This window comes from Streptomyces sp. NPDC047072, assembly GCF_040643855.1.
GTDB lineage: Bacteria > Actinomycetota > Actinomycetes > Streptomycetales > Streptomycetaceae > Streptomyces.
The window spans coordinates 1-13,164 of record NZ_JBEYVC010000054.1; the positions used below are offsets into that span (position 1 = coordinate 1).

General features: G+C 71.0%; 11 protein-coding genes and 3 tRNA genes. 6 read left to right on the top strand and 8 right to left on the bottom strand.

What is annotated here, in order from left to right; all coding sequences use genetic code 11:
* The first annotated feature begins 95 nt into the window (after positions 1–95).
* The 3 genes from ABZ896_RS23070 to ABZ896_RS23080 all read left to right on the top strand — a co-directional run bounded on the left by ABZ896_RS23070 (position 96) and on the right by ABZ896_RS23080 (position 4,871).
* A complete protein-coding gene (locus ABZ896_RS23070; RefSeq protein ID WP_360932077.1) occupies positions 96–2,138 on the top strand; it encodes a hypothetical protein in 2,043 nt (680 codons plus the stop codon).
* Between the two features lie 249 nt (positions 2,139–2,387).
* The gene (locus tag ABZ896_RS23075; protein ID WP_360932080.1) at positions 2,388–3,890 is read left to right on the top strand and encodes a N,N-dimethylformamidase beta subunit family domain-containing protein; all 1,503 of its coding nucleotides are present in this window, start codon (positions 2,388–2,390) and stop codon (positions 3,888–3,890) included.
* Between the two features lie 81 nt (positions 3,891–3,971).
* On the top strand, positions 3,972–4,871 hold the full coding sequence (locus ABZ896_RS23080; protein ID WP_360932083.1) for a phosphoribosylaminoimidazolesuccinocarboxamide synthase: 900 nt from the start codon (positions 3,972–3,974) through the stop codon (positions 4,869–4,871).
* A 42-nt stretch (positions 4,872–4,913) separates the two neighbouring features.
* On the opposite strand, the gene ABZ896_RS23085 is transcribed toward ABZ896_RS23080, so the two are convergent.
* The 8 genes from ABZ896_RS23085 to ABZ896_RS23120 form a co-directional block, all read right to left on the bottom strand.
* Positions 4,914–4,989, bottom strand: a tRNA-Gly gene (locus tag ABZ896_RS23085).
* Between the two features lie 23 nt (positions 4,990–5,012).
* Positions 5,013–5,621 (bottom strand): response regulator transcription factor, encoded by a 609-nt coding sequence (locus ABZ896_RS23090; protein ID WP_360932086.1) that lies wholly within the window; start codon positions 5,619–5,621, stop codon positions 5,013–5,015.
* The gene (locus ABZ896_RS23095; RefSeq protein WP_360932089.1) at positions 5,618–6,829 is read right to left on the bottom strand and encodes a histidine kinase; all 1,212 of its coding nucleotides are present in this window, start codon (positions 6,827–6,829) and stop codon (positions 5,618–5,620) included. Before ABZ896_RS23095 ends, ABZ896_RS23090 begins: the two co-directional genes overlap by 4 nt.
* A gap of 156 nt (positions 6,830–6,985) precedes the next feature.
* Complete coding sequence (locus ABZ896_RS23100; protein ID WP_360932092.1) at positions 6,986–7,780, bottom strand: ABC transporter permease; 795 nt, start codon at positions 7,778–7,780, stop codon at positions 6,986–6,988.
* Positions 7,777–8,745, bottom strand: coding sequence for an ABC transporter ATP-binding protein (locus tag ABZ896_RS23105; RefSeq protein ID WP_360932095.1), 969 nt, complete (start codon positions 8,743–8,745; stop codon positions 7,777–7,779). Before ABZ896_RS23105 ends, ABZ896_RS23100 begins: the two co-directional genes overlap by 4 nt.
* A 129-nt stretch (positions 8,746–8,874) precedes the next feature.
* Positions 8,875–8,947: transfer RNA gene (locus ABZ896_RS23110), tRNA-Gly, on the bottom strand.
* Positions 8,948–9,027: 80 nt separating this feature from the next.
* A tRNA-Gly gene (locus ABZ896_RS23115) sits at positions 9,028–9,099 on the bottom strand.
* Between the two features lie 123 nt (positions 9,100–9,222).
* Complete coding sequence (locus tag ABZ896_RS23120; RefSeq protein ID WP_360932098.1) at positions 9,223–9,540, bottom strand: Lsr2 family protein; 318 nt, start codon at positions 9,538–9,540, stop codon at positions 9,223–9,225.
* Positions 9,541–9,821: 281 nt separating this feature from the next.
* Here ABZ896_RS23120 and purS point away from each other — a divergent pair, with 281 nt between their 5' ends.
* From purS to purL, 3 genes are read left to right on the top strand one after another with little or no spacing between them, the layout of a single operon-like run.
* Complete coding sequence (purS, locus tag ABZ896_RS23125; RefSeq protein ID WP_360932101.1) at positions 9,822–10,085, top strand: phosphoribosylformylglycinamidine synthase subunit PurS; 264 nt, start codon at positions 9,822–9,824, stop codon at positions 10,083–10,085.
* The gene (gene purQ, locus ABZ896_RS23130; RefSeq protein WP_360932104.1) at positions 10,082–10,762 is read left to right on the top strand and encodes a phosphoribosylformylglycinamidine synthase subunit PurQ; all 681 of its coding nucleotides are present in this window, start codon (positions 10,082–10,084) and stop codon (positions 10,760–10,762) included. Before purS ends, purQ begins: the two co-directional genes overlap by 4 nt.
* On the top strand, positions 10,759–13,017 hold the full coding sequence (gene purL, locus ABZ896_RS23135) for a phosphoribosylformylglycinamidine synthase subunit PurL (RefSeq protein WP_360932107.1): 2,259 nt from the start codon (positions 10,759–10,761) through the stop codon (positions 13,015–13,017). The genes purQ and purL overlap by 4 nt, the downstream gene beginning before the upstream one ends.
* Positions 13,018–13,164 lie beyond the last annotated feature (147 nt).

Here is a 13,164-nt window from a genome sequence, read left to right on the forward strand (position 1 = left end):
CGCTGTGATCGACGGTAATCGGTGTGCTGATCGCCGCGACCACGGGGTACGCCGTCTCACGCTTGCGTTTTCCTGGCTATCGGATGTTAATGTGGGTGCTGCTCGCCGGCGGCACCACCGGCCATCTGGTGGGCCGCGGCTGGGACGCGGCCCGGCTGACCATGACCGTCCTCGGCGCGGTCGTGCTGCTCGCCGCCGGGGCCGTCGCCCTGGTCGTGGCCCGCGCGCGCCCGGCCGTCAGCCCGACCGTGGCGATCGCCGAGGAGTCCGCGCCCGATCTGTACCGCATGGTCCGCGACCTCGCCGACCGGCTGGACGTCCCGGCGCCCTCCGCGATAGCGCTCACCCCGGACTGCGACAGCTGGCTGGAGGACCGCACCCACCCGGCCCACGGCCCACCCCCGCAGGAGGGCCGCTACGACGAGATCGCGGGCGTACGCGGCTCCCACCGCCGGGTGCCCGCCGCGCCGGTGCTGGTGATTGGCTCGCCCTTCCTGTGGTGGATGCGCGTCGGAGAGCTGCGCGCGGTGCTGGCCCCGGTCGTCGCCGGTACGGGACCGTCGGCGCACCCGGACATAGCCGCGGCCCGGCGTTTCGTGCGCGGGCTGGACGCTGCGGTGGCCGTGGGCTCGACCTCGGGCCGCTGCCCGGGCTCCCGGCTGGTGTGCCGGGGGCTGGCCGCGGTGGCCAGGGTGCTGCTGCGCAGCTGCAGGGTGCACGCGGAGCAGATGGAGCGCGGGGTGGCCGCCGCGGCCGCCGAGCGTGCACAGGCTGTGGACTACGGCCTGCGGATCGTCGCCCAGGAGCAGGTCGGCCTCGCGTACGCGGGCTGGGACCGGCTGCTGACCCGGGTCGCGCTGCCCGCGTGGCGGATGGGCCGCTGGCCTTCTCGCCTGGACGCGGGCGTGGTGGCCGCCCTCACCGAACTGTCCCGCCGGGACCGGCTGGCCGAGGGCTTCGCCTCCCGGCTGGGCGAGCGCCCGGCGTGCGACCTCCTGGAGGAGCCCGGCGCGGTCGACGAGGCCGCGTCCCTCCTCGCCGCCCGCCTCTTCCACGGCGGCCCCGCGGAGTCCGGTCCCGACTGGGCGCCGGTGGACTGGCAGGAGTACCCGGAGGAGGTCGTCGACCGGAAGTGGCGCGTCGAGGCGGCCCGCCTGCACCGCGTCCTCACGGCCCACGAGACCGACCACACCACGAACGCGACACCCCCGGACCCGGACACCCCCACCCTCTCCCGAATCCTCGACCACCTGACAACGACGGACCCCTGGCGGGCGACAGCGGAATACGCGGAGGAGCCGACAGCGAGCGACCAGCCCGCAGGCGTCGACGGAGGCAGCGGCGGACCCGCAGTGGTCTCTGGTGACGGCGACAGCCCTGCGGTCTTCGACGGGGGTGGCGGCGGACCCGCAGGCGTCGACGGAGGCAGCGGCGGCCCCGCAGTGGTCTCTGGTGACGGCGACAACCGCGCGGTCTTCGACGGAAGCAGCGGCGAATCCGCAGGCGTCGACGGAGGCAGCGGCGGCCCCGCAGTGGTCTCTGGTGACGGCGACGGCCCCGCAGTCTTCGACGGGCACAACGGCGGCCCCGCAGTCGCCGACGCAGAGGGCAACGAACCCGCCGTCGGCACCGGCACCGGCACCAGCCGCGGACCCGCAGTCGCCGACGGCGATGTCGCCCCACAGGGGCCACCCGCACTCGACTACGAAAGCCGCACGGGTGGTGCGGGTGGGAACAACAGGGTGGGCGAAGGCGCAGCCGAGCAGTTGGCCGCCGCCCTCGCCGCCGAGCTGGCCCGCGAGGAAGCCGCGGCCCCTCGCCCCGGCGCCACCCCCTCCGGGACCGTCCCGTGGGACGACAGCACCCTCCCCCTCTTCCCGCTGCAACCCCCGCGCACCACCCGGGAGTTGCTCACGGACCACGTCACCGCGATGGTCTGCTGCGCGGCGATCGACACGGCCGGTGCCACCCCGGGGCTCGACTGGCTCGACGGCCCCACACTCGTCGTCAACGGCGAACGCGCCACGGACCTGACCCCCCGCGTCCTCAGCCTCGTCGAGGACGGCGACCCCGCCCCCCTCCGCGCCTGGCTGATCAAGTCCGGCATACGCCCGGAGAAGCCGGTCCGCCTGTTCTGACGGCGCGCGACCACGCACCGCACCCGACCACGCACCGCACCCCCAGCCAACCGCCCTCCCACCACCCACCGTTGCGGAGCACACCGTTCCACTTTCGGCCAATTCGCAACGACCAGTGACAGTCCGCGTGCGGAATGTGATGTGCTGGGACCGATCGCGCACATGGCAAGGGCTTAAGCCACTGACAAACCACCGCGCACCACTCGCACCGCACCGCACCACCACGGGGCTCAAGGGAGGGGAGCGACCATGGGACGAGGACCGGAACAGATCCGCCGTTGGGAGTCGGGCGCCCTCGCGCACGCCGTGACGGACCCCTTCGGCCAGGGCCCCGTCCCCTGGCTGCGCGGCAGCGAGACCTACTTCGACGACACGGGCAGACTGGTCCCCTGGTACGTGGACCCGGACCCGCCCCACCCCCCGAAAGCGGGCACCCGCGTCCCCTCCCCCCGCTCGGCCCCCGGCACCATCCGCTCCGCCGACGACGTCCGCCGCCAGATCAAGGGCTTCGTCTCCACCGGCGCGGTCGCCCCCGGCGAGGCCGTCGACTTCCACATCACGGTCGACCCGCCCCAGGAGTTCGGCGTCGACATCTACCGCATCGGCCACTACGGCGGCGACGGCGCCAAGAAGATCACCACCAGCCCCCGCCTGTCCGGGATCGTCCAGCCCCCGCCGCTCGCCGCCGACCGCACGGTCTCCTGCCACCACTGGTGGCTCAGCTGGCGGCTCCAGATCCCGTCGTACTGGAGCATCGGCGCCTATGTCGCCGTCCTGACCACCGCCGACGGCTACCGTTCGCACATCCCCTTCACGGTCCGCGACAACCACCCCGCCGACCTGCTCCTGCTGCTGCCCGACGTCACCTGGCAGGCCTACAACCTCTACCCCGAGGACGGCCGCACCGGCGCCAGCCTCTACCACGCCTGGGACGAGGACGGCCGGCTGCTCGGCGAGTCCGACGCGGCGACCACGGTCTCCTTCGACCGGCCGTACGCGGGCGCGGGCCTGCCCCTGCACGTCGGCCATGCCTACGACTTCATCCGCTGGGCCGAGCGCTACGGCTACGACCTCGCCTACGCCGACGCCCGCGACCTGCACGGCGGCCGTCTCGACCCCACCCGCTACCGCGGCCTGGTCTTCCCGGGCCACGACGAGTACTGGTCGACCGCCATGCGCCGTACGGTCGAGCGGGCCAGGGACAGCGGCACCTCCCTCGTCTTCCTGTCCGCCAACACCATGTACTGGCAGGTCGAGTTGGGCCCGTCCCCGTCCGGCGTCCCGGACCGCCTGCTGACCTGCCGCAAACGTCGGGGGCCGGGCAGGCCGGTGCTGTGGCGGGAGATCGACCGGCCCGAGCAGCAGGTGGTCGGCATCCAGTACGCCGGCCGGGTGCCCGAGGCCCACCCCCTGATCGTCCGCAACGCCGGGCACTGGCTGTGGGAGGCGACCGGGGCCCATGACGGCGACGAGATCGGCGGTCTGGTCGCGGGCGAGGCGGACCGCTACTTCCCGCGCACCCCGCTGCCCGAGCACGACGACCGCATCCTGCTCGCGCACTCGCCGTACACCGACGCCGAGGGCGCCCCCCGCCACCAGGAGACCTCCCTCTACCGCGCCCCCTCCGGCGCCCTGGTCTTCGCGTCCGGCACCTTCGCCTGGTCCCCGGCGCTGGACCGCCCCGGCCATGTCGATCCCCGTGTCCAGCGCGCCACGGCCAACCTCCTGGACCGCATCTGTAAGCGTGACTGACCCGCACAACTCACCCGCAGTCCAAGGTCAGACCCTGATAAGGGACAATCGACCCGTTGGAGAGACCCACGGGGAGGAACCGTGTCCGGATTCGTAGAAAAGCCCGAGCCGATCCAGGTTCCGGGTCTGGTGCACCTGCACACCGGAAAGGTGCGCGAGCTGTACCAGAACGAGGCGGGCGACCTCGTGATGGTCGCCAGCGACCGCCTGTCCGCGTACGACTGGGTGCTGCCGTCGGAGATCCCCGACAAGGGCCGCGTCCTCACCCAGTTGTCCCTGTGGTGGTTCGACCAGCTCGCCGACCTGATGCCGAACCACGTGATCAGCACCGACGTGCCCGAGGGCGCCCCCGCCGACTGGGCCGGCCGCACCCTGGTCTGCAAGTCGCTCCAGATGGTCCCGGTGGAGGCGGTCGCCCGCGGCTATCTCACCGGCTCGGGACTCGTCGAGTACGAGGCCTCCCGTACGGTGTGCGGCCTCGCGCTCCCCGAGGGCCTCACCGACGGCAGCGAACTGCCCGCCCCGATCTTCACCCCCGCCACCAAGGCGGCCGTCGGCGAGCACGACGAGAACGTCTCCTACGAGGAGGTCGCCCGCCAGGTCGGCGCGGAGACCGCCGCCCAGCTGCGCCAGGCGACCCTCGCCGTCTACAGCCGGGGCCGGGACATCGCCCGGGACCGCGGGATCATCCTCGCGGACACGAAGTTCGAGTTCGGTTTCGACGAGGAGACCCTCGTCATCGCCGACGAGGTCCTCACCCCGGACTCCTCCCGCTTCTGGCCGGCCGAGCAGTGGGAGCCGGGGCGCGCGCAGCCGTCGTACGACAAGCAGTTCGTGCGCGACTGGCTGACCTCGTCGGCCTCCGGCTGGGACCGCAGGAGCGAGCAGCCCCCGCCGCCGCTGCCGCAGGACGTCGTCGACCGCACCCGCGCCAAGTACATCGAGGCGTACGAGCGGCTGACGGGCACGAGCTGGTCGTAGCACAAGAAGAAGCCCCCGGTGAGCACCGGGGGCTTCCTGCTGTGGAGCGAACGACGAGGTTCGAACTCGCGACCTCAACCTTGGCAAGGTTGCGCTCTACCAACTGAGCTACGTTCGCACTGCGCCGAAGCGCGATGCCCACTATACCCAACCTCGCTCGCGGGCGAGACGGACGGCCGCGTGACGGTTCTCGGCGCCGAGCTTGGAGACGGCCGAGGAGAGGTAGTTCCGTACGGTCCCCTGGGAGAGCGCGGCCCGTTCGGCGATCTCCGCGACCGGCGCCCCGTCGGCGGCCAGCTCCAGCACCTCGGCCTCCCGCGCGGTCAGCGGCGAGTCCCCGGCGGAGATCGCGTCGGCGGCCAACTCGGGGTCGACGTAACGGTTTCCGGCGTGCACCGTGCGGATGATCTCCGCGAGCTTCCGGGCGCTGACGGTCTTGGGCACGAACCCGCGCACCCCGGCGGCGAGGGCCCGCTTGAGGTGTCCGGGCCGCCCGTGACTGGTCACGATCAGCACCTGGCACTCGGGCAGCTCGGCGCGCAGGGATGTGGCGACCTTCACACCGTCCGCGCCGGGCATCTGAAGATCGAGTACGGCGACGTCGGGGCCGTGGGCCCGGGCCATCGCCAGCGCCTCGGGCCCGGTCGCCGCCTCCGCGACGATCACGAGATCGTCCTCCAGCGAGAGCAGCGCGGCGAGCGCACCCCGGATGAGGTGCTCGTCATCGGCGAGCAGCACGCGCACGGTCACGAGACCCCGCTCTCCGACACCTTGAGGGGAACCCGGGCCACCAGCCGGAACACCCCTTCGCCGGCGGGTCCCGCCTCCAGCGTCCCGCCGACGGCCGCGAGCCGCTCCCGCAGCCCGGTGAGCCCGGAACCGCCGGTGCCGGGCGAGTTCAGCGCCTCGTCGTTCTCCACGGTCAGCACCACGCGTTCCTCCTCCGTGAGCACGGCCACGGTGCACCGTTTGGCGTCCCCGTGCCGCAACACGTTCGTCGTGGCCTCCCGCACCACCCACCCCAGCGCCGACTGCACCTCGGCGGGCAGTCCGTCCGGCTCCCCGGTGACCTCGCAGTCGATGCCTGCCGCGGTCAACACCCCGCGCGCTCCGGCGAGTTCGGCCCCGAGGTCGGCCTCGCGATATCCCCGTACGACCTCCCGCACCTCGCGCTGCGTGTCGTGCGCGATCCGCTGCACCTCGGTCATCTGGGCCACCGCCTCCGGCCGCCCGCGCCGCGCCAACTGCACCGCCAGCTCGCTCTTGAGCGCGATCACGGCGAGGTTGCGGCCCACGACGTCGTGCAGATCCCGCCCGAACCGCAGCCGTTCCTCGGCGACGGCGAGCCGGGCCCGGGTCTCGCGGGCCGCGTCGAGTTCGTAGACGGTGTCGAGGAGCCAGAGGGAGATGACGGAGGTGAAGGCGAGCAGCGCGGAGCCCAGCAGGACAGCCATGCCGGCGAGCAGCGCGACGTGCGCGGCCGAACCCAGCAGAAGGGACACGGCCACGGAGCCGACCGTGAAGGACGCGACGAGCGTGAGCAGCTTGCGCGGCCCGCGCACCCCGAGCGCGAGGGTGCCGACGCCGAAGATGAGGACGACCCCGTAGAACCCGCCGACCACACGGTCGACGGCGTCACCGCCCGGCCCGTACTCCGCGACAGCGAGCGCCCCGAGGGCCACCGCGGCGGTGACCGCGCCGAGCACCCACAGCAACCGCCGCGGCCGGGCCCGCCGCCCCCGCGTCCAGTCCAGCGTCCGCGACGCGGTCACGGCACACAACGCGGCATGCGCACACGTCGTGACCATCACGAGAACACCGAGCCCGATCCCCCCGTCGGCGAACCCCGGCAGCCCGACCGACACGACCTCCATCCCCGCGAAGAAGTGATACGACCACCGCGTATAGGTCTCAACCTTCGCAGGCGTACTCTTCCGCCCCCACCAACCGTCGCGCATCCACTCACCCCTGTCCCCATACCCCGGCCCCGAGGCAGCGAGGACGAAGTCCGTAGCTGCCAAGGGGCGCGGGGAACTGCGCGACCAGCCACGACGGCGCCGCACCCAGCCACCGACCGCCACCGCGCCCCACCGCACCCGGCCAAAGCCCAGCGCTCAGCGGCGCGGCTCCCACCGAAACCACCGCCGTACAGCAAACACGGCCACCACGCTCCAGGCCAACGCCGTAAGAACCGGCCCCACCGTCTCGTACACCGACAACTCCCCGCTCCACCCACCTCGAACGAGCGTGATCACAGGGGACATCGGAAGAAGTTCGAGGAAGGAAGCCACCCGATCCGGCAACAACTCCAGCGGAACGGTGATCCCGGAGCCCACGAACGAGATCAACATCAACGGCATCCCAGTGACCTGCGCACTCTCCACGGTCCGAGTGAAGCCCGCCGTCACCGCGCCCAGCGCCGCACACATGAACAGCCCCAACCCCAGCCCGATCACCGCGAGTTGGGGCGCCTTCGGAGCCGGCATGTCGAGCAGAACCGCACACCCCACCGCCAGCAGCACCGACTGCACGAGCCCGGTGACGACGGCCGGCAGCGCGGACCCCGCGAGGATCTCCCGGTCCCGCAGCTCCCCGGTCCGCAGCCGCTTGAGCACCAACTCCTCCCGCCGCCCGACGAAGACGCCGATCAGCGACGCGTACACGGCGAACAGCAGCGAGAACCCGACGGCACCCGGCAGCAGCACCAGCCCGGCGTTCAGCCCGCTGCCCGCGAGGTCCATGTCCTCGACCGCGGCCCGCACGCTGAACGGCAGCACCAGCGGCACGAACACCGCCGATACGATCATGCCCTTGCTCCGCCCGAACAACGTCAGCTCGGCCCGCGCGAGCGCACCGACCCGCCCCGCGGGGGTGGTGCTCACCACGCTCACAACGCCCTCGGCACTCATCCCGCAAACTCCGTTTCCTGAGAACTCTCCCGGGAAGCGGCAGCGTCCCGCGCGATCCCCAGAAACGCCTCCTCCAGCGAAGCCGACCGCACGTCCAGCCGCCGCAGCTCCACCCCGGCCCGCTCGGCCCAGGTCAGCAGCCCGGTCGCCGCCCGCTGCAGCTCATGGGTGCGCAGCCGTACGACCCTCCCGTCCACCTCGTGCCCGCCGACCCCCAGCTCACCGAGGGGCGGAAGGTCGCCCAGGAAGTACCCGTCGGGCAGCTCGAAGGAGATCCGGGACGGCTGCGCCGCGGTCACCTCGGCCGGCGTGCCGGTGGCCGCGATCCGCCCCCGGTGCAGGATCGCGAGCCGGTCGGCGAGATCCTCGGCCTCCTCCAGGTAGTGCGTGGTCAGCAGCACGGTCGTACCGCCGTCCCGCAGCGCCCGCACCAACTCCCAGGTCTCGCGCCGCCCTTCGGCGTCCAGCCCGGTCGTCGGCTCGTCGAGGAACAGCACCTCGGGCCGCCCGAGCAGCGCGAGCGCCAGATCGAGCCGCCGCCGTTCCCCACCGGACAACTGCTTCACCCGTACGTCGGCCCGGTGCTCGAGGCCGACGAGCGCCAGCGCCTCCCGCGGCGGCCGCGCCCCGCTGACGCATCCCGCCCACATCCGCGCGGTCTCCGTCACGGTCAGCTCGGACGGAAAGCCGCCCTCCTGCAACATCACCCCGGTCCGCGGGCGTACGGCGGCCCGCTCGGTGTGCGGATCGTGGCCGAGGACGCGCACCCGGCCGCCGGAGGGCGGGGCGAGCCCCTCAAGGAGTTCGACCGTGGAGGTCTTGCCCGCCCCGTTGGTGCCCAGGAGTGCGAAGACCTCGCCGCGGGCCACCGAGAAGGTGATTCCGCACACGGCCTCGAACCCGCCCCCGTAGACGCGCCGCAGGTCGGTGACCTCGATCACGTGCTCGTGTTCGTCGGTGTTCATGAGGTCAGCGTCCCGGCGGTCCGGACCGGTCGGCAGTGCGCGCTGTCACCACTCCGTATGACAAATGTCAGACGCGGAGGAGTCGTGACGACAGAAAACCCCGGTCCACTGGACCGGGGTCTTGAAGAGAGCGGACGACGAGGCTCGAACTCGCGACCTCAACCTTGGCAAGGTTGCGCTCTACCAACTGAGCTACGTCCGCATTGCCTCCGACCAGCTCTCACTGATCGGCGCGAGCACCAGCCTACCTGATCGACAAGAGCGATCCGGCCGGCGGTGCAGAGCGGGTGACAGGAATTGCACACTGCGCCTACCCTCTGGAAGAGGGTTGTTCTACTACTGAACTACACCCGCACAACTCCGTGAGCTGGGCCTCTCGGCCTCGCCCCTCGGCGTGCTCCAGACTCTAGCCGACCGCATGGGGTGCAGCGCAAGTCGGTTGTCCCGAGGGGCCGATGACCGGGCGTCGACCGTGGCTCACTGCGCCTCGGCGAACGCCTCGTAGACCTTCTTGGGGATGCGCCCGCGGGCCGGGACGTCCATCTTGTTGGCCTGTGCCCAGGCCCGGACGGCCGCCGGGTCGGGTGCGACCTCCGTCTGCTTGTAGGCCTTACCGGAGCGCGAGCGCTTGCGGCCGGCCTCCACGTACGGCGCGAGCGCCTTACGCAGTTGCTTGGCATTGGCTTGATTCAGGTCGATCTCGTACGACTTGCCGTCGAGTCCGAAGGCGATCGTTTCCGCCGCTTCCGAGCCGTCGATGTCGTCAAAGAGAGTGACCACGACCTTCTGCGCCACGAATATCGGTCCCTTCGTACGGCACGGTGACAATTCATTTGTACAGTGCCCGACAATGCAATGTGAAGCCCGACTAAATCCTTCCGCGTGTCCGAGCGCAATAGGTATCGGGTGTTCGACTGCGGATCTTTCCCGGAAATTTTCGTGAACGCGGTCGTCGATGCCGGATCGTGACAGGGCTCACGTAGTTTCCTACAAGTCGACGCGCGTAGAAATTTTGTGCGGGTAGTCTGAAACCCAACTGCAGGGACCTGCTCAGCACCACACCACCGGGAGTGCCAGTGGCACGCGTCGTAGTCGACGTCATGCTCAAGCCGGAGATCCTCGACCCCCAGGGCCAGGCGGTGCAGCGCGCACTGCCGCGACTGGGTTTCGACGGCATCTCCGACGTACGTCAGGGAAAGCGATTCGAGCTGGAAGTCGAGGGTCCGGTCGACGAGGCCGCGCTCGCCCGCATCCATGATCTTGCGGAATCCTTCCTCGCCAACACCGTGATCGAGGACTTCACCGTTCGCGTGGACGAAGTCGCGGAGGCCGCGAAGTGACCGCTCGTATTGGCGTCGTCACTTTCCCCGGCAGCCTCGACGACCGGGACACCCAGCGCGCGATCCGCCTCGCTGGCGCCGAACCGGTCGCCCTCTGGCACAAGGACAAGGACCTCCACCAGGTCGACGCGGTCGTGCTCCCCGGTGGTTTCTCCTACGGCGACTATCTGCGGGCCGGCGCCATCTCCCGCTTCTCGCCCGTGATGGAGACGGTCATCGAGCAGGCCAAGGCGGGCCTCCCGGTCCTCGGCATCTGCAACGGCTTCCAGATCCTCACCGAGGCCCACCTCCTCCCGGGCGGGATGCTCGGCAACGACCACCTCCACTTCATCTGCCGCGACCAGAAGCTGCGGGTGGAGAACGCGGACACCGCCTGGACCGTCGACTACGCGTCCGGCCAGGAGATCCACATCCCGCTGAAGAACATGGACGGCCGGTACGTCGCCGACGAGTACACGCTGGACAAGCTGGAGGCCGAGGGGCGGGTCGTCTTCCGGTACCTCGACTTCAACCCCAACGGCTCGCTCCGGGACATCGCCGGCATCACCAACGAGGCCGGGAACGTCGTAGGCCTCATGCCGCACCCGGAGCACGCCGTCGAGCCGCTCATCGGCTCCGGCCGCACCGACGGCCTCCCCTTCTTCACCTCGATCCTCAAGAAGCTGGTCAACGCATGAGCCGGACGCCTCTGGACACGGTCGAGCACGCGGCCGCGACCCCCGACGTCGAGCTGCCCTGGGCCGAACTCGGCCTGAAGAAGGACGAGTACGAGCGGGTCGTCGAGATCCTCGGCCGCCGGCCCACCGGCGCCGAGCTCGCCATGTACTCCGTCATGTGGTCCGAGCACTGCTCGTACAAGTCGTCGAAGGTGCACCTGCGCCAGTTCGGCGAGAAGGCCCCGCAGAGCGATGCCCTCCTCGTCGGCATCGGCGAGAACGCCGGTGTCGTGGACGTCGGCCAGGGTTACGCGGTCACCTTCAAGGTCGAGTCGCACAACCACCCCTCCTACGTCGAGCCCTACCAGGGCGCGGCCACCGGCGTGGGCGGCATCGTGCGCGACATCATCGCGATGGGCGCGCGGCCGGTCGCCGTGGTCGACCCCCTGCGCTTCGGCGCGGCCGACCACCCGGACACCAAGCGCGTCCTGCCGGGTGTCGTCGCCGGCATCGGCGGCTACGGCAACTGCCTGGGCCTGCCCAACATCGGCGGCGAGGTCGTCTTCGACGCCTGCTACCAGGGCAACCCGCTGGTCAACGCGGGCGCCATCGGCGTCATGCGGCACGAGGACATCCACCTCGCGAAGGCGTCCGGCGCGGGCAACAAGGTCATCCTGTACGGGGCCCGGACCGGCGGCGACGGCATCGGCGGCGCCTCGATCCTGGCCTCCGAGACCTTCGACGACGCTAAGCCATCGAAGCGTCCCGCCGTCCAGGTCGGCGACCCCTTCCAGGAGAAGCTCCTCATCGAGTGCACCCTGGAGGCGTTCAAGGAGAAGCTGGTCGTCGGCATCCAGGACCTGGGTGCGGCCGGACTCTCCTGCGCCACCAGTGAGTTGGCGTCCAACGGCTCCGGCGGCATGCGCGTGACGCTGGACGACGTACCCCTGCGTGACTCGACCCTCTCGCCCGAGGAAATCCTCATGAGCGAGTCGCAGGAACGCATGTGCGCGGTCGTGGAGCCGGAGAAGGTCGACCGGTTCCTGGAGATCTGCGACAAGTGGGACGTCATCGCGACCGTCATCGGTGAGGTCACCGACGGCGACCGGCTGGAGATCTTCTGGCACGGCGGCAAGATCGTCGACGTCGACCCGCGCACGGTCGCGCACGACGGTCCGGTCTACGAGCGCCCGTACGCCCGCCCGTCCTGGCAGGACGAGCTGCAGGCGGACGACGCGAACAGGCTGCCGCGCCCTTCGTCCAGCGAAGAGCTGAAGGACCAGGTCCTCAAGCTGGTCGGCTCTCCCAACCAGGCCTCCAAGAAGTGGATCACCTCGCAGTACGACCACTTCGTGCAGGGCAACACCGTGCTGGCGCAGCCCGAGGACTCGGGCATGATCCGCATCGACGAGGAGACCGGTCTCGGCGTCGCCATCGCGACGGACGGCAACGGCCGGTACGCGAAGCTGGACCCGTACCACGGTGCCCAGTTGGCGCTGTCGGAGGCGTACCGCAATGTCGCCACGACGGGTGCCAAGCCCCTCGCGGTGTCGGACTGCCTGAACTTCGGCTCGCCCGAAGACCCCGCTGTCATGTGGCAGTTCGCGGAGGCCATCCGTGGACTGGCCGACGCCTGCCAGCAGTTGGGCACGCCGGTGACGGGCGGCAACGTCTCCCTGTACAACCAGACGGGCGAGGCGGCCATCCACCCGACCCCGGTCGTGGCCGTCCTCGGCGTCATCGACGACGTGGCCCGCCGTACGCCGGTCGCCTTCCAGGAGGAGGGGCAGCTGCTCTACCTCCTCGGCGACACGCGTGAGGAGTTCGGCGGCTCGGCCTGGTCCCAGGTCGTCCACGACCACCTCGGCGGCCTGCCGCCCAAGGTCGACCTGGAGCGCGAGCGGCTGCTGGCGGAGATCCTGATCTCGGCCTCCCGCGACGGCATGATCGACTCCGCGCACGACCTCTCCGACGGCGGTCTGATCCAGGCGGTCGTGGAGTCGGCGCTGCTCGGCGGCAAGGGCGCGCGTCTGGTCGTACCGGACGGGCTCGACGCGTTCACGTTCCTCTTCTCCGAGTCGGCGGGCCGCGCGGTCGTGGCGGTGCCCCGCTCCGAGGAGGTCCGCTTCAACGACATGTGCGGCGCGCGGGGCCTGCCCGTCACCCGCATCGGTGTCGTGGACGGCGAATCCGTAGACCTCCAGGGCGAGTTCGACCTCTCCCTGGCCGAACTCCGCGAGGCCCACGAGGGCACGATCGAGGCGCTGCTCGCCTGAGCGCTTCGCTGGACATGCGGCGCCGGGCCGTCGGTCGGCTGCGGCGCCGTCGTGGCCGGTCGCGCCCCGCGGCGGAGCCGCACATGGATGCAGCCCCGCGCCCCTTGAGGGCGTTGCCGAACCGCGGTGGAGTTCACCAGGCCCACT

Bases quoted from the DNA above. Each gene is read 5' to 3' on its own strand.
- ABZ896_RS23105 (WP_360932095.1), bottom strand. From the start codon at position 8,745: ATGAACACCGACGAACACGAGCACGTGATCGAGGTCACCGACCTGCGG.
- ABZ896_RS23075 (WP_360932080.1), top strand. From the start codon at position 2,388: ATGGGACGAGGACCGGAACAGATCCGCCGTTGGGAGTCGGGCGCCCTC.
- ABZ896_RS23100 (WP_360932092.1), bottom strand. From the start codon at position 7,780: ATGAGTGCCGAGGGCGTTGTGAGCGTGGTGAGCACCACCCCCGCGGGG.
- purL (WP_360932107.1), top strand. From the start codon at position 10,759: ATGAGCCGGACGCCTCTGGACACGGTCGAGCACGCGGCCGCGACCCCC.
- ABZ896_RS23095 (WP_360932089.1), bottom strand. From the start codon at position 6,829: ATGCGCGACGGTTGGTGGGGGCGGAAGAGTACGCCTGCGAAGGTTGAG.